Genomic DNA, 21555 nt, shown 5'->3' with positions numbered 1-21555 from the left:
GATGCCGGTGGCCGGCGTCATCTCGCAGATCCGGGCACCGGCTTCGGCCGCCACGCGGGCAAGCCCGATCAGCAGCTTCAGCGGATGAATGTGGCCGGTGCCGGCATCACGAACCCCGTGACGGTAGTGTGAGGAACCCAGTCGTTCGGCGGTTTCCGCCCGGTCCATGAAGGCGACATGCGGATAGTCGTAGCGTGTCGCCAGAAGGTCCGCGACACGGCGGTAGTCGTCGGCGCCTGTGCGCTTGTGCGATACGTTCATCTGGCCCGGCATGTAATCGATGTCGATGCCATGCGTCTCGGCGAAATCGAGCAGGTGTCGCTTGGCGTTTTCGGCCATGTCGAACAGGGCGCGTGACCGTTCATAGCCCAGTTCCGGCTCCAGTTCGTCCGGCCAGGCGCGCTGGCCGGAGCCCAGCTGGCCGCCATTGCGCCCGGAGGCCCCGTCACCGAACCGGCTTGCCTCGATCAGCACCACCGAGACACCACGCTTGGCCAGATTGAAGGCCGCCTGCAAACCGGTGAAGCCGCCGCCGATGATCGCGACATCGACCGCAACCGAGCCGTCCAGCGGTTCGTAGGTGGGCCGATCCGCAACGCTGTCCTGATACCAGGACAGGCCCGGCGCGATGGGGCTTTGCCATGTCATGGGATCACCTTACACGTTGAGCAGCAGGAATTCACGCTCCCACGGACTGATCACCTGCATGAAGGTCTCGAATTCACCCCGCTTCACGCCTGCATAAAGGCCGATGAACTCCTTGCCGAACACGTCTTCGAAGGCGGGCTCGTCCTCCAGAAGGGCGACGGCTTCGAGAAGGCCGCGCGGCAGGTCGATCGAGCCTTCGTTGGCGGTGTCGTAGGTCGGCTCCGTCGGCTCGATTTCCTTCATGATGCCGAGCCAGCCGCAGGCGAGCGATGCGGCAAGCGCCAGATAGGGATTGGCATCCGAACTCGGCAGGCGGTTTTCCACGCGTCGCGCCGCAGGTTCGGAGATCGGCACGCGAAACGCGGTGGTGCGGTTGTCATAGCCCCAGGCATTGTTGACCGGGCAGGCCATGTCCGGCGTCAGGCGGCGATAGGAATTGACGTAGGGCGCCAGCATGACGAGCGAGCTTGGCACATATTTCTGCATGCCGCCGATGAAGTGGAAGAAGGTCCGCGAGGGCGTGCCGTCCTCGTTGGAGAAGATGTTCTTGCCGGTCTTCGCATCCACGACCGACTGGTGGATGTGCATGGCCGAACCCGGCTGGCCCTGCATCGGCTTTGCCATGAAGGTGGCATAGATGCCGTGTTTCAGAGCGGCCTCGCGGATGGTACGCTTGAACAGGAAGACCTGGTCGGCCAGCTGGACCGGATCGCCGTGACGCAGGTTGATTTCCAGCTGCGCCGGGCCTTCCTCGTGAATGAGCGTATCGATCTCCAGACCCTGCTTCTCGGAGAAGTGGTAGATGTCGTCGATCAGTTCGTCGAACTCGTTGATGCCGGCGATCGAATAGCCCTGCCCGCCGACGATGGAGCGGCCCGAGCGGCCCTTCGGCGGATGCAGCGGATAATCCGGGTCCTCGTTGATCGCGACGAGATAGAATTCGATTTCCGGCGCAACGACCGGCTTCCAGCCCTTGTCCTGGTAAAGCCGCATGACGTTTTTCAGCACGTTGCGCGGCGTATAGGGCACCTGCTCGCCGGTCGTGCCGACGACATCGCAGATCACCTGCGCCGTCGGGTCACTTTCCCAGGGCACGACGGAGAGGGTGGACAGGTCGGGCACCAGCTTCAGGTCGCTGTCGCGCGGCTCGTAGCGGAAATTCGCTGTTTCGTCCGGATAGTCGCCGGAGATCGTGTGGCGATAGAGCGCAGACGGTAGCGCCAGCGAGGTGTTGGAGGTGAATTTCGAGGTGGGCATCATCTTGCCGCGTGGCACGCCGGCCAGATCCGGGGTGATGCATTCCACGTCCTCGATGCCACGCGCCTTCAGCCAGGCGGCCGCGTCACGCCAGTTCGCCACGCCGCGCAGCGAGGTCAGCGGCGGTTGTGCCGTTGCGGCCTTGAGAACGCTTCCAGAGGCGCGGGCAGTGGCGGGCTTTTTCTTGGACGGCATAAGGCACCGGATGTTGTTGATGGTCCCGGCATCATAGTCGGAACACGGCAATTGGCGAGGGGGATCATTGACTTTGTCCGGCTGATCGCAAACAGGAAAGGCCGGATGAACGAGACAGGGCGAGGGTGACGTGACGCGCCGATACGACGTGGTGGTGCTGGGCGCCGGAGCCGCCGGCATGATGTGCGCGCTGAAAGCCGGTCAGCGTGGCCTTCGCGTTCTGGTGCTGGATCATGCCCGCGCGCCCGGCGAAAAGATCCGCATCTCCGGCGGCGGCCGCTGCAACTTCACCAATCTCCACGCCGGTCCGGCCAATTACATCTCCGGCAACCGCCATTTCGCCAAGTCTGCGCTTGCCCGCTATACGCCGCGCGACTTTCTCGCGCTTGTCGAAAAGCATCGCATCGCCTGGCACGAAAAGACGCTCGGCCAGCTGTTCTGCGATGACAGCGCCAAGGATATCATCCGCATGCTGCTTGCCGAAATGCAGGCCGGCGATGTGGAGCTTCGCCTGCAGCAGCCGGTCGGCGCCGTCGAGAAGTCCGAAGACGGCTTTCGCATCGCCCTTGACGGCGGCGTCGTGGAGGCGCGCGCGCTGGTGGTGGCGACGGGCGGCAAGTCCATTCCGAAGATGGGCGCCACCGGCCTTGCCTATCGCATCGCCGAACAGTTCGGCCTGCCGGTCACCGAGACGCGGCCGGCGCTGGTTCCTCTGACACTGGAGCCGGCGATGCTCGAAAAGCTGTCTGCCCTGTCCGGCATTGCGGTGGAGGCGGAGGTTCGCCACGGCAAGACGGGCTTCCGCGAGGCGCTGCTCTTCACCCATCGCGGCCTCAGCGGCCCCTCCATCCTGCAGATCTCCTCCTACTGGCGCGAGGGCGATGCCATTACGCTGTCGCTGGAACCGGATGTCGACCTCTTCGCCCGTCTGAAGCAGGCGCGCCGCGACAATGGCCGTCAGGCCGTGCAGACCGCACTCGGCGAGATCCTGCCGCGCCGTCTGGCGCAGTTTTTCGCGGAGGATCTGCGTCTCACGGCACCGCTTGCCGACCAGAGCGACCGCGCCCTGCAGGCGATTTCGACGGCGGTGCAGGCGTGGAGCCTGAAGCCTGCCGGCTCCGAAGGCTATCGCACGGCGGAGGTGACGCTCGGCGGCGTGGATGTCGGTGCGCTCGATTCCCGCAGCATGCAGGCAAAGGCGGTGCCGGGGCTTTACTTCATTGGCGAATGCGTCGACGTGACCGGCTGGCTTGGCGGCTACAATTTCCAGTGGGCCTGGGCTTCCGGCCATGTCTGCGGCGAGGCTCTCGCTGCCTGAGGCGCTGTCGCGCGGGCTGGCGGAAGCAGAACCCTGCCTTGCGTCAATATGGCACAAGTTATTCGCATATCAGTATATTTGCACATTCAGGCCTAGGATTTTAGGCGGATTCTTCAGCATTTCTTTAGCCGCAAATGGGACACTTATCGGGTCTCCTGATGTCCCAGGAAGAAGCACGTCCGCGCGGGTTCTGCCGCGGATGGTTCATTTCAGAGGTTGCAAATGCTCGTCGACCGCCTTCTCGCGCGCTTCAAGATCCAGACGAAGGTCATCGCTTTCATCGTCCCCTTCGTCCTCAGCATCTCGGCCGTAGGCCTGTCCGGTCTCTATGCCTCCCGCCTGCTGCAGGTGCGCATGGACATGTCCAACTCCGTTCTCCAGTCGTTGAGTGGCTTCAAGCTGGTCTATGCCGGCATGACCGAATTCCTGCAGCATACCAGCGAGGAGACGCGGAGCACCCTGGTGCGCCAGCTTGGCGAACAGTCCACGCTTCTGAAGCAGGTCGCCGCCGCCGCAAGCGGGGTGGAAGGCCGCCCCGAGATCCAGGCAGCGATTCAGGGCGCGGAATCCATCAATGGCCAGATTGATGCGCTGTGGCGGCGCTACCAGGACGAAGTCACCCTGCGCAAGGGCATCGATGCGGATCTGGGCGGCATCGTCAAGCAGCAGGCCGACCTTTTGAACTATGCCACCGTCAACCGCGAGAACCTGAGTGCTGACGAGGCCAAGGCCAAGGAATTGCTGCGCGATGCCGACCGCCTCACGCGCGGCGCCAACCTGATTTCCAAGGTGGTTGCCGATTTCAATGGCCAGACCACGCCCCAGCAGAAGATGGATGTCGTCATCCCGCAGCTTGCTCCGCTGAAGGCGGCCGTGGCCGAGATCAACGCCGCCCTGCCGGCAGACCAGAAGGTGGTGGCGGAGCAACTGACCGACAGCGTGACGCAGATCGGCAAGCAGGCCGAGATCGGCATCGTCAACGATGCGACGATCGGTGCTGCCGAGCGGGCCGTCAATCTGATGCGGCCGGCGGCGATCCGCCTGCAGGGGGTCGCTACCGCCAAGGCCCGGCAGGCGACGGAAGCCTTCGGCGCGCTTGATGCGCCGATCGCGGCGGCCGCCCGCTTCCTCAACGTGACCCGCCAGATCAGCGATGCGGTGCGCACCGTCGAGTTAAAGATCGCCCGCTATACCACGGCGCCGGATGCCGCCCTGCTGGACGAGACGCTGGGTGCCCTGATGTCGCTCGACGTCTCGGCCGGTGCCCTGCAGGCAGACCAGAACGTGCCACAGCAGGTTCGCAAGCGGGCCGACGCCATTCTGCCGCTGATCGTCTCGCTGGAAGACAGGTCTGAAGCCCTGCTCAACCTCTCGCGCCAGCGTATCGATGCCTTCCGCGCCGCCGAGGGCGAGATCGGCTCCATCTGGAGCAATCTCACGCAGTTTGCGGCCGAGCAGCGGGACGCCGCCAGTGTCGAACGGGACAAGGCCAACCAGATTTCCGTCAGCGCCATGGCGCTCGGCATTCTGGTCGCCATCTTTGCCGGCGTCGGTCTGATCTTCACCTTCAAGGGACCGATCCTGCAGCTTGCGGCAGCCATGCGTCGGCTGGCCTCCGGCGATCTGACTACGGCCATCGACGGCGCAGCCCGCCGGGACGAACTGGGCGACATGGCACGCGCACTCGGCATCTTCAAGGAAAATGCCGAGGCAAAGCTGCGCGTCGAGGCGCTGAGCGAACAGGAACGCGCCGCCGCAGATGCCGAGCGCCGCCGCAACGAAGTCGAAAAGCAGGATATCGACCGGCAGATCGAGTTTGCCGTCACCGCCCTTGCCAAGGGGCTGGAACGGCTGGCGGATGGCGATGTGTCTGCCACCATCGACACGCCCTTTGTCGGACGCCTCGAACAACTGCGCAGTGATTTCAATCGCTCGCTGACCCGCCTGCAGGAGACAATCGCTCTGATCAAGGACAATGTCGGTGCCATCCAGGGCAATGTCCGGCAGATGTCACAGTCGACCGATGATCTGTCGCGGCGCACCGAGACGCAGGCAGCCTCGCTGGAGGAAACGGCTGCGGCCGTCAACGAGGTGACCGCCAATGTGCGCGCTGCCGCCGACAAGGCGCGCGAGGCCAATCTGGTGGTGGGCGAGACGCGGCGCAGCGCCGATGACTCCATCCTGGTCGTGCGCGATGCCGTTTCGGCCATGGAGCGGATCGAGGTGGCTTCGCAGAAGATTGCCTCCATCACCGAGGTGATCGATGGCATCGCCTTCCAGACCAACCTTCTGGCGCTGAATGCCGGCGTCGAGGCGGCGCGTGCCGGCGAAGCAGGCAAGGGTTTTGCGGTGGTGGCGCAGGAAGTACGCGAGCTTGCCCAGCGTTCAGCCGGTGCCGCCAAGGAAATCAAGCAACTGATCAACGCCTCCGCCGAGGAGGTCAGCAGCGGTTCGCATCTCGTCCAGCGCACCGGCGAAGCGCTGGCTGCCATCGGTCAGCAGATCTCCAGCCTGAGCGCGCATGTGGAGGGCATTGCATCGGCCTCGCGCGACCAGTCGTCCGCCCTGCAGGAGGTCAATGGCGCCGTCAGCCAGATGGACCAGCTGACGCAGCAGAACGCGGCGATGGTGGAGGAAACCAGTGCCGCCAGCCGCCAGCTTGCCGAGGAAGCCGATCAACTGGTGATACTGCTTGAGCAGTTCCGAATCGAAGCCGGCGCCGGCCAGAGAACGGCCCGCGCCGCCTGAGGCGGGCTGTCCAGCCTCGATCAAGCTCAGGGCCTTTCAATGCGTTATTGAAGGGCCCTTTACCATAGCGGCGGCTTTCGGAAGCGGACGGGAAATGGGCGCGTTTATTCAAGACTTCTTAAGTGCTGCCGTCTCATGCTACCGTCATGCGTCGCCGTTCCCTGCTTCGGGGAAGAGGCGCTGCCTGCCGTGTCGCGGCGGGTAAACCACATCGTTCTGGGGATCGTACCATGCAGAGACGTCGCGCGCGTGCCATTGCCATTGCCGAAGCCCGCACGGAAGCTTCCGTAAAGCTCCGCCATCTCGTTCTGGCCGTTTCGGCGACCGCCGCACTCATTGCTCTGCCCGGTCTCTTTTTCTGACCGCCTGCCTTTGCGGTCCTGTCCTTGCTTGCATCCCTCGCCCCGCGGCGAGGGAAACGGAAATTTAATTTAACACCCCCTAAAATTGACGGAACGCAAGTCAGGGTCTTTTTACCGCAAATTCCGAGACTTCCTGGCTTGAACATCGCTCTGTCCAAGGGGGCTTCATGTCCAGGATCATCCCGGCTTCGGTTGCATCGCGCATTCTTCTGCTCTGTCTTCTTCTCGTCGTGGCCGCGGTGGCTGCGGTCGGGGGAATGACCTACGGCTATCTCCGTTCCAGCATCATGGAGCAGACGGATAACGATGCCCGCAGCGCGATGCGCGCGATGGCCATTCTCTACGGCGCATCGGTGCCGGGTTCTGATGTAAGGATCAACGATGGCATCGTCACCGCCGTGCGGCAGGAGTCGCCGGTCGCACTTCCCGACCATGCGCTGGTCGACCGCACGGCGCAGTCGATTTCCGGGGTTGCCACCATCTTCCAGAAGCAGGGCGCCGATTACGTGCGCATCTCCACCAATGTGAAGAAGGAGAATGGTGACCGCGCGACGGGCACCAAGCTGGCTGCCGATCATCCGGCCCAGAGCGTTCTGGCGCGCGGCGAAGCCTATTACGGCCCCGCCACGCTGTTCGGTCGCAGTTTCGTCACCGGCTACTTCCCGATCAAGAACGACAGCGGTGTCGTGACCGGCGTGCTGTTCATCGGCATTCCGCTCGAAGTCTATTTCGCGCAGATCTCGACCTCTGCCTGGATCATGGTGGTGACGGGCCTTCTCGCCATTCTGGCCGTCGGCCTCGTCGGTTTCGTGATGATCCGCCGGCAGGTGCGCCCGCTGACCCTGCTGACTGAAACCGTCATCAGCATCTCCTCCGGCCGTTCGGTGGATGTGCCCTTCACGCACAGCCGTAACGAGTTCGGCGATATCGCCCGCGCGCTGGAAGTGTTCCGCCGCAATGCGGAGGAAAAGCAGCTGATGGAGGCGCGCTCGGGCGAGGAGCGCGCCGAGGTCGAGGCCGAACGCCGCCGTCGCGATGCCGAAAAGCAGGAGGTGGACCGGCAGATCGATCAGGCGGTCACCGAACTCGGAACTGCGCTGGCACGCCTTGCGCAAGGGGATCTCACCGGCACCATCGAAACGCGCTTTGCCGGTCGTCTGGAACAGTTGCGGCAGGATTTCAACGGCTCGATCACCCGCCTGCGCGACACCATGAGCCATATCCGCAAGAGCGCGCTGACGATCCGGCAGGGTACGACGGATCTCAACGCCTCCTCCGATGAACTGGCTCGCCGCACGGAAAGCCAGGCCGCCTCTCTGGAGGAAACGGCAGCCGCCGTCGATGAAATCACCGTCACGGTCACCAATTCGGCAGGCCGCGCCCGTGAGGCGAACGAGGCCGTCTCCCGGACCCGTCGCACGGCGGACAGCTCCTCCACCGTCGTCAGCAGCGCTATCGATGCCATGGGGCGAATCGAGGAAGCCTCGCAGAAGATCGAGCTGATCATCGAGGTGATCGACGACATCGCCTTCCAGACCAACCTTCTTGCCCTCAATGCCGGCATCGAGGCGGCGCGTGCGGGCGAGGCGGGCAAGGGGTTTGCCGTCGTCGCACAGGAGGTGCGAGAGCTGGCCCAGCGCTCCGCCAGCGCCGCGCACGAGATCAAGGATCTCATCAACCAGTCGAGCAACGAAGTTCGCAATGGATCCGAACTTGTACAACAGGCGGGCCAGGTGCTGGCGGCGATCAGCGAGCAGATTGCCGGCGCCAGCCGCCATGTGGAATCGATCGCTACTGCCAGCCAGGACCAGTCCTCGGCGCTGAAGGAGATCAATGGCACCGTCAACAAGATGGACCAGCTGACCCAGCAGAATGGCGCCATGGCCACCGAAACCAGCCAGGCCAGCGCCCGGCTTGCCGACGAGGCCGGCCGGCTGATGCAGATGGTCGAACAGTTCCGCACGGAGATGGGGCAGGCCGGCTCCGGCAGGCGTCAGGCGGCGTAAGGCCTTCGGCGCTTTCCATCATCGGATCAGACGGGGTGGTCTGCGGATCGTCCCGTTTTGCCTGGCGCCAGAGTCGCGCGATGCGGAGCCAACCGGGCAGCGGTTCGGCGTAAAGCCGATAGAACTCATCCTCGCTTTTCACCGTCTGCTGTTGTTGCAGATAGAGGTTGAAAACCTGGGCGCTGATCAAATCCTGCATGGATCATCCTTTCCTGAGGGAGGCCATATGCGATGATCCTTTTCAATAATCAGGGATATCTGCTTCAAGAACCGGGAAAACCGGCTATGTTTTTCACCCATGAAAAACGTGAGCTGGGATATCTATGCGGCCTTCCTGGAGGTCGCGCGGCGGGGCGGGTTGTCGGGTGCAGTGCAGGCCACAGGCCTCAGTCCCGCCTCGCTCGGGCGGCGCATGCTGGATCTGGAGGCCGAAATCGGTCGCCCGCTCTTCCTGCGCAGCCGCACGGGCTATCGCCTGACGGGCGAGGGCGAGGCCCTGTTTGCGCAATGTCTGGAGATGGAGGCAGCGGCCCGCCGTATCGAAAGCTGGAATGCCAGCGGGCTGCATGCGCCGCTGGTGCGCATTGCCTGCGGCACCTGGATGGCCTGGCACCTGATGCGGCATTGGCCGCAGCTCTGCCGGCCGGATGACCGGTTCCGGCTGGATATCTTCATCGGCGAGCAGCGCGCGGCGCTCGCGCATCGGGAAAGCGATATCGGCATACGCGCCTTCGAGCCTGCGGAATCCAATCTGGCTGCCACGCGTCTGGGGGAGGTGGCGTATGCCGCCTATCGCGCCCGCAGCCTGTCGGGCACCGAGGCCAGCCGCTGGCTGGCGGTCGGGGAAGAGGCTGCTATTTCCGCCTATCTGCGCTATCCGCGCGAACACCATGCCGAGCACATTGCGGTCACCGTCAGCCGGCCGCGCTCGCTGCTCGATCTCGTGCTGGCCGGCGCCGGCATTGCGGTTCTGCCCTGTTTCGTCGGGGATGCTCTGCCGGAACTTGTGCGGCAGGATGGCGAGGTTGCCGCACTGCGTCACAGCCAGTGGATCGTGATGAACAACGAGGACCGGGGGCGGCGCGAGATCCGCACCGTCATCGACCGGATGACGCGCCTCGTGCGGGATGAGGCAGCCCTGTTTGCCGGTGAGCGACCGAACGCATGAGGCGGGGAAGCGACACACGCTTCCCCGCCATTCTTCCAGGCTGTTTTCGGGGTCAGCGCGGCTGCGTCACGATGACCGGGATCATCAGGTCGCCCCAGTTGCCCTCGCCGCCATGGTGGCGGGCGGAGCGCACCAGTTCGACCGAGACGCCGGCATCGACGGCGCGCATCACGGCATGGTTCAGGCGGTGCAGTTCGTTGGCGAGAACGCGGATGGCCGATTGCTGTTCGGCGCTCATCGCGGTGGACTGTTCCTCGGCGCGTTCCTTGACGCGGGTCTGGACGTTCATGGCATTTCTCCTCTTGTTGTACAGGGGTTGTTGAAGGGGAACGCTCAGACCCCTCCCCAACCCCTCCCCACAAGGGGGAGGGGCATGGCCTGCGGCACCGGACTGCCCCTTCAAACCGTCCAGAAAGCTGTCGGCTGCGAATGGGTAAGGCGGTTCTGCGGGTTACCCCTCCCCCTTGTGGGGAGGGGCTGGGGAGGGGCCTTGGTTTTTACTCAGCTGCCGGGCGGAACTGCTCGTGCTCGGTGGATTCCTTCATTGCCGTCGTCGACGACTGGCCGCCGGTGATCGCCAGCGACACGGCATCGAAATAGCCGGTGCCGACCTCGCGCTGGTGCTTGGTGGCGGTATAGCCGTTGATCTCGGCGGCGAATTCCGCCTCCTGCAGCTCCGAATAGGCGGCCATCTGGCGCTCCTTGTAGCCGCGCGCCAGTTCGAACATGCCGTAGTTCAGCTGGTGGAAGCCGGCGAGCGTGATGAACTGGAACTTGTAGCCCATCGCCCCCAGCTCGCGCTGGAACTTGGCGATCGTCACATCGTCCAGATTCTTCTTCCAGTTGAACGAGGGCGAGCAGTTGTAGGCGAGCTTCTTGCCCGGATGCACCTTGTGCACGGCTTCGGCGAACTTGCGAGCCTGTTCCAGATCCGGCCTGCCGGTTTCCATCCAGATCAGGTCGCAATGCGGTGCATAGGCGATGGCGCGCGCGATGCAGGGATCGATGCCGTTCTTCACCTGGTAGAAGCCTTCCGCCGTGCGCCCCTTGTCGTAATCGACGAAGGGCTGGTCGCGCTCGTCGATGTCGGAGGTCAGCAGCTTGGCCGCTTCCGCATCGGTGCGGGCCACGATGAGGGTTGGAACACCCATCACGTCTGCCGCAAGGCGCGCGGCATTGAGGTTGCGGATATGGGCTGCCGTCGGGATCAGAACCTTGCCACCCAGATGGCCGCACTTCTTTTCGGATGCCAGCTGGTCCTCGAAGTGAACGCCGGCGGCACCCGCCTCGATGAAGGCCTTCATGATCTCGAAGGCATTCAGCGGCCCGCCGAAGCCGGCCTCCGCATCGGCAACGATCGGCGCGAACCAGGTTTCGACCGAAAGTCCCTTGCCTTCCTGCGTCTCGATCTGGTCCGCGCGCTGCAGGGTGCGGTTGATGCGCTTGGCGAGCTCCGGCGCGGCATTGGCCGGATAGAGCGACTGGTCCGGATACATGGCGGAGGCGGTGTTGGCGTCGGCGGCCACCTGCCAGCCGGAGAGATAGATCGCCTTCAGCCCGGCGCGCACCATCTGCATGGCCTGATTGCCGGAGAGCGCGCCGAGCGCGTTGACGAAGTCTTCCTCGTTGATCAGTTTCCACAGGCGGGTGGCGCCCATTTCGGCCAGCGAGTAGCGGATCTCCACCGAGCCGCGCAGCCGCTTCACGTCCTCTGCCGTATACGGCCGCTCGATGCCATCGAACCGCCCCTGGGGCGCGCTGGGAACAAGGTTGTAAAACTCTGTCATGATGCTCTCTCCCGTCTGCTCTGGAGGCGAGGACACATCCTGTGTCCGATGATGCTACCTCCGAATGTCTGAGACTGAATTTACAATGCAGCGCAGCGTATCGCCAGAAAATAAGAGAAAACAGTTGGATGAAAGAGGTTAGGTTGTCTTGCCTTTGACGTCTCCTCGTGTAAATTTGTAAAGAATGTAAAAGTCGTAAACCAGAGGCCTCTGTAAAAGGTGTGACATGGCGGAGCGGAAGATCTTTGCAGGGCCTCGCGTGCGGCGGCTGCGTCTGAGCCTCAATCTCACCCAGACCGCGATGGCCGAGGGGCTGGGGATCTCCCCCTCCTACCTGAACCTCATCGAGCGCAACCAGCGCCCGCTGACCGTGCAGCTGCTTTTGCGGCTGGCCTCGGTCTACAAGGTCGATATCGACCAGTTGCAGGGCGAGGGGGGCGGTGCGGCCCAGCAGCTGCGCGAGGTGTTTGCCGATCCGCTGCTGGCAGGGGAAATTCCGGGAGACCAGGAGCTGATCGAGGTGGCGGAGGGGGCACCCAATGCGGCGGTCGGCATTCTGAAGCTTTACCGCGCCTATCGCGAGCAGGCGGCCCGCCTTTCCGATCTTTCCGATCTTCTGGCGCGCGAGGGGCATGAGACCTCGCTTGGCCGCGCGCGCCTGCCGATGGACGAGGTGCGCGAGACGCTCGAAAAGCGCCCCATGGTGTTTGCAAGGCTGGACGAGGCGGCGGAGGCTTTCATGGCCGCGCTCAATCCCGGCGACGATCTTTCGGGTGCCCTGAAGGGCTGGCTGCGCTCGGCGCATGGGATCGTGGTGCGCCAGCTGCCGGTGCATGCCATGCCGACGTTGCGCCGCCGTTATGACCGGCATTCCATGCGTCTCTTCCTCTCCGAGCGGCTGTCGGTGGCGGACCGCACCCGCGAGATCGCCCAGGAGGTGGCGCTGCTTGCGCTGGGGCAGGAGATCGCCGCCGAGCTTGCCGGCCTGTCGCTCTCCAGCGGCGAGGCGCTGCGCATCGGCCGCTTCGAGCTGGCACGCTATGCGGCGCATGCGCTGATGATGCCCTTTTCAAGTTTCCTGTCTGCAGCCCAGCGCACCCGCTTCGATCTCGATCAGCTGGCGGCCCGCTTCGATGTCTCCTTCGAGCAGGCCGCGCACCGGCTTGTGTCCCTGCACCGGGCGGGCGTCAGCGTGCCCGCCTTCTTCCTGATGGAAGCCGATCATGCCGGCAACGTTCTGCGCAAGGCGGGCGCGCTCGGCTTTCCGCAGGCCCGGTTTGGCGGGCTCTGTCCGAAGCTTGGCCTGCACCAGGCCTTCGCCCAGCCCGGCCAGCTGCTGGTCGAACGGGTGGAGATGCCGGATGGCGCGGCCTTTCTGACACTCTGCCGCACGCTGGAGGGGCCGCGGGCGGCCTATGGCGAACGTCTGCGCCGCACCGCGATCCTCGTCGGCTGCGATGCGTCTGCCGCCTCCGACACCGTCTATGGCGCGGCGGCCGACCTGCCGGCGGCCCACGTGCCGGCCGGCACTGCCTGCCGGCTCTGCGAACGGCAGGGTTGCCTCGCGCGCGCCGAGCCGCCGCTCACCCGCCCGCTGGGGCTCGATGAAATGGTCACGGGTCTCAGCGCCTTCGATTTCCAGTAAAGAACAAGCACGTCAGGCCCCTGCCCAAGTCTTGTGCGGTGCCGAACTTTTCCGCTTGTGAGCCGCCCGTTTCCTTTTTACTCTGCACCAAAAGACGACAACCAATCCGCATCCCTTGCCGGGATCTGCGGGAAAACGGGAACTGGAGACGATCATGAAATCACCCATGCTCCGCATGCTGGCCCTTGCCGTCTCGGCACTGGCCGCAACCGCCGCCGCCGCCCAGGAGCGCGAGGTGCATGTCTACAACTGGTCCGACTATATCGACCCGTCGATCCTGGAGGATTTCACCAAGGAAACCGGCATCAAGGTCGTCTATGACGTGTTCGACGACAACAGCCTGCTGGAAACCAAGCTTCTGGCCGGCGGCTCGGGCTATGATGTCGTGGTGCCGACCGGGCCCTTCCTGCAGCGCCAGATCAAGGCCGGCGTCTATCGCAAGCTCGACAAGAGCAAGCTGCCGAACATTTCCAACATGTGGCCGGAGGTGATGACGCGCCTTGCCAAATACGACAAGGACAACGAGCACGCCGTCAACTACATGTGGGGCACGACCGGCATCGGCTACAATATCGACAAGATCAAGGCCGTGCTGGGCGATACGCCAATCGATAGCTGGGATGTGCTCTTCAAGCCGGAAAATGCCGCCAAGCTCAAGGCCTGCGGCATCAACGTCCTGGATGCGCCGGACGAAACCTTCGCGATTGCGCTCAACTATTTGCACAAGGATCCGAACAGCAAGGAGATTGCCGATATCCGCGCCGCCGGCGAGGTCTACAGCAAGATCCGGCCCTATGCCCGTTCGATCAATTCCGCCGCCTATATCAACGATCTCGCCAATGGCGACATCTGCATCACCATCGGCTGGTCGGGTGACATCCTGCAGGCCAAGAAGCGCGCCGAGGAAGCCAAGAACGGCGTGAAGATCAATTACGTGATCCCGAAGGAAGGCACCTATATGTGGTTCGACAACCTGGCGATCCCCGCGGATGCCAAGAATGTCGAGGAAGCGCATGCCTTCATCAACTACCTGATGAAGCCGGAGGTGATCGCCAAGGCCTCCAACTATGTCCAGTATGCCAACGGCAACCTGGCCTCGCAGCAGTTCGTCGACAAGGAAATCCTCGACAACCCCTCCGTCTATCCGACCAAGGAGGTTCTCGGCCGGCTCTTCACGATCTCGCCCTATGAGGGCAAGTCGCAGAAGGAGGTCACCTCCGTCTGGACCAAGTTCAAGAACGGCCGCTGAGGCGAAAACCGGGGGCGGGCCTTGCGGCCCGCCTTTTTTGACTGTGGCGACGTTGACTGGATGACCAGCAGGAGTGGGCAGGGCATGGCGAAATCTCTCGGACCCGTAAAGCGCAAGTTTTCCCCCTGGACCGATCCATCCGCGACCCCCTTCATCCGCTTCGAGAACATCACCAAGCGCTATGGCGATTTCACCGCCGTCGACAATCTGACGCTCGATATCTACGAGCGGGAATTCTTTTCGCTGCTCGGGCCCTCCGGCTGCGGCAAGACCACGCTGATGCGCATGCTGGCCGGCTTCGAGGAGCCGACGTCGGGCCGCATCCTGCTGCAGGGCAAGGATCTCTCCGGCGTGCCACCCTATCGCCGCCCCACCAACATGATGTTCCAGAGCTATGCGCTCTTCCCGCACATGACGGTGGAGAAGAACATCGCCTTCGGGCTGGAGCAGGACGGGCTGGCGAAGCCGGAGATCAAGGCGCGCGTCGAGGAAATGCTGAAGCTCGTGAAGCTCGAGCCCTTTGCCAAGCGCAAGCCGGCCCAGCTCTCCGGCGGTCAGCGGCAGCGCGTGGCGCTCGCCCGCTCGCTTGCCAAGCGGCCCAAAGTGCTGCTGCTCGACGAGCCGCTCGGTGCGCTGGACCGCAAGCTGCGCGAGGAAACCCAGTTCGAGCTGATGGACATCCAGCACACGCTCGGCCTCACCTTCCTGATCGTCACTCACGATCAGGAGGAGGCGATGACCGTCTCCGACCGCATCGCGGTGATGGACAAGGGCGTCGTCGTGCAGGTGGCGGCGCCGGCGGAAATCTATGAAGGTCCGAACTGCCGCTATGTCGCGGAATTCATCGGCGACATCAACATACTCGACTGCGCAGTCACGGAAAATGCCGGTGTCTGCGTGCATCCCGGCCATCCGCCGCTGGTGCGGCTGGAGAGCGACGGGATGAAGATTGCGGTGGAACAGGAATGCCCGGCAAGCAATGGTGCGAAGGTTGCCTTTGCCATCCGCCCGGAAAAGGTGCGAATCTCGCTTGATCCGCCTGTCGAGACCGACGTCAATACCGCCCATGGCGAGGTCTGGGACATCGGCTATCTCGGCGATTTCTCGGTGTTTCTGGTGCGTCTGGACGATGGGCGCATCCTGCGCGCGGCACAGGCCAATGTCTCGCGTCTTGTCGACCGGCCGATCACCTTCGGAGACATGGTCTGGCTCACCTGGCCGCTGGATGGCGGCCTGGTGCTGACACGCTAGCGCGGGGGCGATCATGGCAGACGCACCCGCACCATCCTTCGCCAAGGCCAGCCCGCTGCGCTGGCTGGTGGTGATCATTCCCTATCTCTGGCTGGTGCTGTTCTTCGCCGCACCCTTCCTGATCATCTTCAAGATCTCGCTGTCGGATTCAGCGATCGCCATGCCGCCCTACGAGCCGGTGTTCGAGGGTTTTGGCAAGCTCGGCGATTTTCTCTCGGCGCTCGATTTCGAAAACTACCAGTCGCTGGTCGAGGATTCGCTCTATCTCGCGGCCTATCTGTCGTCGCTGCGCATCGCGCTGATCTCGACGCTTCTCTTGCTTCTCATCGGCTATCCGATGGCGCTCGCCATGGCGCGGGCACCGAGCACGATCCGCCCGACGCTGATGATGATGGTGATCCTGCCGTTCTGGACCTCCTTTCTCATCCGCGTCTATGCCTGGATCGGCATCCTGAAGCCGGAGGGGCTGCTCACGGTCGCACTGCAGGCGGTCGGGCTGCTTGCCCCTGACCAGCAGGTGGAAATCTACCGCACCGACTATGCCGTCTTCATCGGTATCGTCTATTCCTATCTGCCCTTCATGGTGCTGCCGCTCTATGCGACACTGGAAAAGCTGGATGGCACCCTGCTGGAGGCGGCAAGCGATCTCGGCTGCCCGCCGTGGAAGGCCTTCTGGCGCATCACCTTTCCGCTGTCCTTGCCCGGCGTGATTGCCGGCGCGATGATCTGCTTCATCCCGATCACCGGCGAATTCGTCATTCCGGATCTGCTCGGCGGGCCGGAGACGCTGATGATCGGCCGAACGCTCTGGGTCGAATTCTTCGGCAATCGCGACTGGCCGCTTGCCTCGGCAGTGGCCGTGGTACTGCTTCTGGCGCTCGTTGTGCCGATCGTGATCTTCCAGAACCAGCAGCAGAAGGTGGGGTGAACCATGAAATCCTCGCGCTTCGACAGCACCGTCCTCACCTTCTGCTTCGCCTTCCTCTACCTGCCGATCGTCATCCTCGTCGTCTATTCGTTCAATGCCTCCAAGCTGGTCACCGTCTGGGGCGGCTTTTCGCTGCAATGGTATCGGTCGCTGTGGTCGAACGAGAGCCTGATGGATGCCGCCTGGGTAACGGCCCGCGTCGGCGTGCTGAGCGCCAGCATCGGCACCGTGCTCGGCACGCTTGCAGCCCTCACCCTCGTGCGGTTTCCGCGCTTTCCCGGCCGCATTCCGTTTACGGGCATGATCTATGCACCGCTCGTGATGCCGGAAGTGATCACGGGCCTTTCGATGCTGCTGCTGTTCGTCGCGCTCGATGTCGATCGCGGCTTCTGGACGGTGACGATTGCCCATACCACGTTCACCATGTGCTACGTGGCGATCATTGTGCAGTCGCGCCTGCTGACCTTCGACCGGAGCCTCGAAGAGGCAGCGATGGATCTCGGCTGCCCGCCGGTGAAGACCTTCTTCAAGATCACGCTGCCGCTCATCCTGCCAGCCATCGTGTCGGGCTGGATGCTGGCCTTTACGCTGTCGCTCGACGATCTCGTCATCGCAAGCTTCACGACCGGCCCCGGGGCCACCACCCTGCCGATCAAGATCTATTCGCAGGTGCGCCTCGGCGTGACGCCGGAAATCAATGCCGTCTGTACCCTTTTGATCGGCCTCGTCACCATCGGCGTCATCATTGCTTCCATCACCACCAAGCGCAATGAGGCTCGCCGCATCCGCGACGAACATGCGGCGATCCGCGGGGTGCTCTGAGGTCCGGTCGCGATCCGGCGCCGTCCAGAGCGAAAAAATGCCGGCGCTCCTTGGGGGAGGCCGGCATGTTTCTTGTTTGTGCCGCAGCGAGAAGGCCGCGTCAGGTCAGCGGTGACCGATATGGGCTTCGGCGGAAGTTTCGCCGGCCGAGAGGGCGCGGGTGAACGGGATCAACTGCCACAGGGCCGACAGGCCGACCAGCACGTAGACGAGGGTGGCGAGCGTTGCCTCCCGGCCGCCGAACAGGGCTGCGACGAGATCGAAATCGGCAATGCCGACGAGAAGCCAGTTGAGGCCGCCGATGATGACGAGCAGCAGGGTTATGATGTTGAGGGCGCGCATGGGAAGGTCCTTTCCGCAGGTTTGTCCTCCCCCAACCTTTCCTTGCCGGCATTGTTCCTGGGCGGCGAAAGGTTGTGCTTGAGGGGCTTGCCCTTACGGCTTGGCTGGCGTACCGGCCGGTGCCGGCCAGATGATCGGGTTCGGCCATGCGCCGCCGATGAAGGCGCGGTGCGAGGCCGCGCCCGTCTTGCTGTCGATCACGGCAATCAGCGACAGGCTTCTGGTCTGATAGGGCACGACGCCGCTCAGATGCATCACATAGCTGCTTCCATCGATGGTTGCCTGCCGGATGCGGGCGCTGCCGGCGGTGAAATCCGCCTGAAGATCGAGGCTGTTGAAATCGGTATGGCCGTCGCGGGCCTTGTCGAGCGTGAAATAGCCGGTGCCGGAGGCGAGCGTGCGGAAGGCGTCCAGATCGAGCGCGGGGATCTGGCCGGTCGCGGCAGAGAAATGCATGGTGCCCGTCACGTCGTCTGGCTTCGCCAGAAACAGCGGCTTGGACAGGTCGAGGTCCAGATCGATGGATGCGGGGGCGATGATCAGCGATCCCGGCAGGGAAAGCTGTTTGGCGAGTGCATCGAATTCCACATTGCGCGCCGAGAGCCGGATCTTGGTGGCGGGCTTCGGTGTCAGCCGCATGCTGATCTGGCCGGTCAGGCTGCCGCCCAGCGCTGTGCTGTCGAGGATCTCTACCTCTGCCCGCTTCGCATCCGACAGCAGGCTGACGGCAGCATCGGTCAGCACCAGCGGGCCGTAGCGTGCGGTCTTCACGGAGAAGCGGGCATCGAAACCGAGCTGGCGCTCGAAGGGCGCCTCACGGGCAGGATCGACGGGGCCGGCATCCTGCCGGTCGCTGGAGATCGCATGCGCGAGCGAACGGAGGTCCATCCGGTCGAAGGCAAGCGTTCCGCTCACTCGCGGCGGCTGGGTGTCGGTCGCCATGGCGAGATCCATCACCCCGGTACCGGATGTGCCATTGGCGGCAATCGTCAGCTGGTCGAAGCGCATCACCCGCTCAAGGGTCACCAACCGTGCGGAAAGCGTGATGTCGTGCAGCGCATCGGCGGTGTGGATCGGCAGGTTTGCCCAGCGCACGACCTCGGCCATCTTGGGGATGGTCAGCTGCAGGTCGCCGGAGAGGAAGGCGCTGCGGGTGAGGTCCGCGCGGCCTGAAAAGCGCGCGGTGATGAGGCTGGAGTTCAAGGCCAGGTCCAGGCTTGCGCTGGCGCCGCCCAGCAGTTGCAGGGGCTGGGCGGTGGAAAGATCAATATCCAGCAGCACGCCGCGCACCAGCGACCGTGCCCGCAGGCGTGCCGGTGCCGATAGCTCGTCCCAGTCGAGCGTGCCATTGATCTGCTCAAGTGTCAGGCTGCGCCCGTCGCTGCTGTCGATGACCAGGCGGCCGTTGGAGATCGACACATCGCCGATTTCCGCATCGTTCAGCGGCCGTGCCTTTTCTGCCGTATCGGTGCTGATGGCGTGGCGCACGGCTGCGCCGAGCAGACCCTGGTTGGACCAGTTCAGCTGACCGCCCGCACCCGTATGCACCGTGATGTCCGGCTGTACGAGCGCGAAGTTGTGAAAGACCGGATTGCCCGTCAGCGCCTTCAGCAGGCTGAAACTGGCGGAGAGTTCGGCGATATGCCCGAGAACCGGCGAGCCCGGCCTGTCTTCCTGGCGGATCACGATGCCACGCAGGCGCACCATGGGACGCGGCCAGAATTCCAGCTGCGGCACGCTGTCGATTGTCACGTCGTGGCCGAGCCAGTCCTCCACGGCCGTTTCCACCCGCTCGCGCACCAGCGCGGACGACACCAGCACCGGTGACAGGATTCGGAACAGCACCACGACGACCAGAATACCCGCCACGACGACAAGCGCCATGCGAGATGTCCGGTTGCGCGGTGACAGGTCGATCATGCGTCTTTGGCCATCTCTCTGCTGGATGACGGGAGTTAAGGGGTGACAAGGCCTGAAGCCGTGCGTTTCGTTATCGGAATTGTCAGCGGCTTGCAAACATGCGCGTCAAATCCGCCGATCCAAGGGCCGGATATCGGCCAGACGGGCCAAATATCGACCGTCAGCGTTCCATCGAGCGCGACACCAGCAGCACCGGAATGAGCCCGACCAGCACGATGATCAGCGACGGGATCGAGGCCTTCTCGATCTGCGCGCGCGAGGCATCCTCATAGACGAGAGTGGCGAGGGTGTTGAAATTGAATGGCCGCAAAAGGATGGTGGCAGACAATTCCTTCGTCGATTCCACGAAGACGAACAGTGCCGCCGTCAGAAGCGCCGGGCGCATGTTGGGCAGAAGCACGCCGGTCAGCGTTCTGAGCCGGCTGCGCCCCAGCGTGCGTGCCGCCATGTCCAGATGCGGCGACAGCTTCTGGAAACCGGAATCCACCGTGCCTTCCGCCATGGTGAGAAAGCGTACGGTGCAGGCATAGAAGATGGCAAAACCGGTGCCGGACAAGAGAAGCCCGGTGGAGATGCCGACATGGCTGCGCAGCCAGGCATCCAGCGCATTGTCGAAGGCGGCGAGCGGCACCAGCACGCCGATCGCCAGTACCGTACCCGGCATGCCATAGCCGAGCGAGGCCAGCCGTCCGGCAAGGCCGCTCAACGCTCCGCCGCGGGTGCGCACGGTATAGGCAAGGATGAAGCCGATCAGCACGGTCGCAAGCGCCGTGGCGCCGGAGACGGTGACGCTGTGCCACAGCGCCTTCATCAGTCGCGGATCATGCAGCAGGTCGATACGCTTGAAGGCATAGCTCAGCAGCATGGCGACCGGCAGCACGAAGCCTAAGGCGACCGGCAGCAGGCATGTGACGATGGCCAACCACCGCTTCATGCCCCCAAGCGGCGGACGGATCTGGTCGTTGACGCTTGCCGTGGTGCGGTTTGCGACGAAGCGCTGGCGCCGCCGGGCAAGCCTCTCCACGGCAATCAGTCCGGCGACGATGACGAGCAATACCACCGAAAGCTGGGCGGCGCCGCCGAGGCTGCCGCGGTTCAGCCAGGCATCGTAGATGGAGAAGGTCAGCGTGTTGACGCCGAGATATTCCACCGCGCCGATATCGTTCAGCGTCTCCATGCTGACCAGCGTCAGCCCGATCATCAGCGCCGGCCGCGCCATGGGAAGCTGGATGCGCAGGATGGTGCGCAAGGGACCGGCGCCCAGCGTGCGGGCCACATCGGCGGCGGCGCGCCCCTGCATCAGGAAATTCGAACGGCAGGCGAGGTAGACGTAAGGATAGAGCACCGAGGACATCACCAGCACGGCGCCGCCCAGCGAGCGGACATCCGGAAACCAGTAGTCGCGGGCGGACTTGAAGCCGAAGAACGCACGGTAACCCGTCTGCAGCGGTCCGGTGAAATCGAGAAACTCGGAAAAAGTGTAGGCCGCGATATAGGACGGGATGGCGAGCGGCAGCACCAGTGCCACCGACAGCACACGTCGCAGCGGAAAATCGAAGGTAGTGACGAGCCAGGCCGTGACGATGCCGAACAGGCTGGTGACGAGACCGGTGAAAACGACCAGCATCAGCGTGCGGCCGGTTGCCCGCGGCAGCACGTTGACAAGCACATGCTGCAGGCTTTCGAAGCCGCCGAAGGCTGCGATCCATACCACGGCTGCCACCGGCATCACGGCAAGGGCCGCGACCAACCCCGACAGGACCGAAAAGGGGCGCGTATCCTGTCGCGCCACACGCATCTGCCTCTGGCGAGCAAGCTGCAAGGCCGGTTCCCCTCTTCTCCAATGCCTCATGATGTCGGTGCCGAAGGCCTACAGCATCCGTCGCAAAAGACAAACGCCTTTTGCGGC

General features: G+C 63.8%; 17 protein-coding genes. 10 read left to right on the top strand and 7 right to left on the bottom strand.

Annotated features, from left to right (window positions below):
* Positions 1-648: NAD(P)/FAD-dependent oxidoreductase (locus FNA46_RS17375; RefSeq protein ID WP_143126477.1), on the bottom strand; the 648-nt coding region annotated here is incomplete at its 3' end.
* Positions 649-657: 9 nt separating this feature from the next.
* On the bottom strand, positions 658-2100 hold the full coding sequence (locus tag FNA46_RS17370; protein ID WP_143126476.1) for a glutamine synthetase family protein: 1443 nt from the start codon (positions 2098-2100) through the stop codon (positions 658-660).
* 130 nt (positions 2101-2230) lie between these two features.
* On the opposite strand from FNA46_RS17370, the gene FNA46_RS17365 reads away from it, so the two are divergent.
* The 5 genes from FNA46_RS17365 (at position 2231) to FNA46_RS17350 (ending at position 9702) form a co-directional block, all read left to right on the top strand.
* A complete protein-coding gene (locus FNA46_RS17365) occupies positions 2231-3418 on the top strand; it encodes a BaiN/RdsA family NAD(P)/FAD-dependent oxidoreductase (RefSeq protein ID WP_143126475.1) in 1188 nt (395 codons plus the stop codon).
* A 222-nt stretch (positions 3419-3640) separates the two neighbouring features.
* Positions 3641-6166: a methyl-accepting chemotaxis protein gene (locus FNA46_RS17360; protein WP_143126474.1), complete on the top strand. Its 2526-nt coding sequence runs from the start codon at positions 3641-3643 to the stop codon at positions 6164-6166.
* A 230-nt stretch (positions 6167-6396) separates the two neighbouring features.
* On the top strand, positions 6397-6528 hold the full coding sequence (locus FNA46_RS26575; RefSeq protein WP_281288965.1) for a hypothetical protein: 132 nt from the start codon (positions 6397-6399) through the stop codon (positions 6526-6528).
* A gap of 167 nt (positions 6529-6695) precedes the next feature.
* Positions 6696-8534: a methyl-accepting chemotaxis protein gene (locus FNA46_RS17355; RefSeq protein WP_143126473.1), complete on the top strand. Its 1839-nt coding sequence runs from the start codon at positions 6696-6698 to the stop codon at positions 8532-8534.
* A 298-nt stretch (positions 8535-8832) separates the two neighbouring features.
* Entirely contained in the window at positions 8833-9702 is an 870-nt protein-coding gene (locus tag FNA46_RS17350; protein WP_143126472.1) for a LysR family transcriptional regulator, read from the top strand.
* 52 nt (positions 9703-9754) lie between these two features.
* Here the strand turns inward: FNA46_RS17350 and FNA46_RS17345 are convergent, their stop codons facing one another.
* Together FNA46_RS17345 and aceA are read right to left on the bottom strand one after the other, a co-directional pair.
* The gene (locus FNA46_RS17345) at positions 9755-9991 is read right to left on the bottom strand and encodes an SMc00767 family acetate metabolism repressor (RefSeq protein ID WP_143126471.1); all 237 of its coding nucleotides are present in this window, start codon (positions 9989-9991) and stop codon (positions 9755-9757) included.
* 208 nt (positions 9992-10199) lie between these two features.
* A complete protein-coding gene (gene aceA, locus FNA46_RS17340; protein WP_143126470.1) occupies positions 10200-11489 on the bottom strand; it encodes an isocitrate lyase in 1290 nt (429 codons plus the stop codon).
* 226 nt (positions 11490-11715) lie between these two features.
* Here aceA and FNA46_RS17335 point away from each other — a divergent pair, with 226 nt between their 5' ends.
* From FNA46_RS17335 to FNA46_RS17315, 5 genes are all read left to right on the top strand, one after another.
* Positions 11716-13134, top strand: a complete 1419-nt coding sequence (locus FNA46_RS17335) for a helix-turn-helix domain-containing protein (protein ID WP_143126469.1) — start codon at positions 11716-11718, stop codon at positions 13132-13134.
* A gap of 154 nt (positions 13135-13288) precedes the next feature.
* Positions 13289-14383 (top strand): polyamine ABC transporter substrate-binding protein, encoded by a 1095-nt coding sequence (locus tag FNA46_RS17330; protein WP_143126468.1) that lies wholly within the window; start codon positions 13289-13291, stop codon positions 14381-14383.
* Between the two features lie 84 nt (positions 14384-14467).
* On the top strand, positions 14468-15634 hold the full coding sequence (locus FNA46_RS17325; protein ID WP_143126467.1) for an ABC transporter ATP-binding protein: 1167 nt from the start codon (positions 14468-14470) through the stop codon (positions 15632-15634).
* 13 nt (positions 15635-15647) lie between these two features.
* A complete protein-coding gene (locus FNA46_RS17320; protein ID WP_143126466.1) occupies positions 15648-16562 on the top strand; it encodes an ABC transporter permease subunit in 915 nt (304 codons plus the stop codon).
* Between the two features lie 3 nt (positions 16563-16565).
* A complete protein-coding gene (locus FNA46_RS17315; RefSeq protein ID WP_143126465.1) occupies positions 16566-17384 on the top strand; it encodes an ABC transporter permease in 819 nt (272 codons plus the stop codon).
* A 105-nt stretch (positions 17385-17489) separates the two neighbouring features.
* On the opposite strand, the gene FNA46_RS17310 is transcribed toward FNA46_RS17315, so the two are convergent.
* The 3 genes from FNA46_RS17310 to FNA46_RS17300 form a co-directional block, all read right to left on the bottom strand.
* A complete protein-coding gene (locus FNA46_RS17310; protein WP_143126464.1) occupies positions 17490-17726 on the bottom strand; it encodes a DUF378 domain-containing protein in 237 nt (78 codons plus the stop codon).
* A 93-nt stretch (positions 17727-17819) separates the two neighbouring features.
* Entirely contained in the window at positions 17820-19610 is a 1791-nt protein-coding gene (locus tag FNA46_RS17305) for an AsmA family protein (protein WP_185969893.1), read from the bottom strand.
* Positions 19611-19806: 196 nt separating this feature from the next.
* On the bottom strand, positions 19807-21444 hold the full coding sequence (locus FNA46_RS17300) for an ABC transporter permease (RefSeq protein ID WP_143126480.1): 1638 nt from the start codon (positions 21442-21444) through the stop codon (positions 19807-19809).
* Positions 21445-21555 lie beyond the last annotated feature (111 nt).

The organism is Affinirhizobium straminoryzae, assembly GCF_007004135.1.
Classification (GTDB): Bacteria; Pseudomonadota; Alphaproteobacteria; order Rhizobiales; family Rhizobiaceae; genus Neorhizobium; species Neorhizobium straminoryzae.
Note: the sequence above shows the minus strand (reverse complement) of the source record. Positions and strands in the feature narration are given on the sequence as shown.

What these genes read in the sequence shown, in the direction of transcription:
- FNA46_RS17370 (WP_143126476.1), bottom strand. Translation starts at nt 2,100, where the DNA reads ATGCCGTCCAAGAAAAAGCCCGCCACTGCCCGCGCCTCTGGAAGCGTT.
- FNA46_RS17360 (WP_143126474.1), top strand. Translation starts at nt 3,641, where the DNA reads ATGCTCGTCGACCGCCTTCTCGCGCGCTTCAAGATCCAGACGAAGGTC.
- FNA46_RS26575 (WP_281288965.1), top strand. Translation starts at nt 6,397, where the DNA reads ATGCAGAGACGTCGCGCGCGTGCCATTGCCATTGCCGAAGCCCGCACG.
- FNA46_RS17355 (WP_143126473.1), top strand. Translation starts at nt 6,696, where the DNA reads ATGTCCAGGATCATCCCGGCTTCGGTTGCATCGCGCATTCTTCTGCTC.
- FNA46_RS17350 (WP_143126472.1), top strand. Translation starts at nt 8,833, where the DNA reads ATGAAAAACGTGAGCTGGGATATCTATGCGGCCTTCCTGGAGGTCGCG.
- FNA46_RS17345 (WP_143126471.1), bottom strand. Translation starts at nt 9,991, where the DNA reads ATGAACGTCCAGACCCGCGTCAAGGAACGCGCCGAGGAACAGTCCACC.
- aceA (WP_143126470.1), bottom strand. Translation starts at nt 11,489, where the DNA reads ATGACAGAGTTTTACAACCTTGTTCCCAGCGCGCCCCAGGGGCGGTTC.
- FNA46_RS17335 (WP_143126469.1), top strand. Translation starts at nt 11,716, where the DNA reads ATGGCGGAGCGGAAGATCTTTGCAGGGCCTCGCGTGCGGCGGCTGCGT.
- FNA46_RS17330 (WP_143126468.1), top strand. Translation starts at nt 13,289, where the DNA reads ATGAAATCACCCATGCTCCGCATGCTGGCCCTTGCCGTCTCGGCACTG.
- FNA46_RS17325 (WP_143126467.1), top strand. Translation starts at nt 14,468, where the DNA reads ATGGCGAAATCTCTCGGACCCGTAAAGCGCAAGTTTTCCCCCTGGACC.
- FNA46_RS17320 (WP_143126466.1), top strand. Translation starts at nt 15,648, where the DNA reads ATGGCAGACGCACCCGCACCATCCTTCGCCAAGGCCAGCCCGCTGCGC.
- FNA46_RS17315 (WP_143126465.1), top strand. Translation starts at nt 16,566, where the DNA reads ATGAAATCCTCGCGCTTCGACAGCACCGTCCTCACCTTCTGCTTCGCC.
- FNA46_RS17310 (WP_143126464.1), bottom strand. Translation starts at nt 17,726, where the DNA reads ATGCGCGCCCTCAACATCATAACCCTGCTGCTCGTCATCATCGGCGGC.
- FNA46_RS17305 (WP_185969893.1), bottom strand. Translation starts at nt 19,610, where the DNA reads ATGGCGCTTGTCGTCGTGGCGGGTATTCTGGTCGTCGTGGTGCTGTTC.
- FNA46_RS17300 (WP_143126480.1), bottom strand. Translation starts at nt 21,444, where the DNA reads ATGCGTGTGGCGCGACAGGATACGCGCCCCTTTTCGGTCCTGTCGGGG.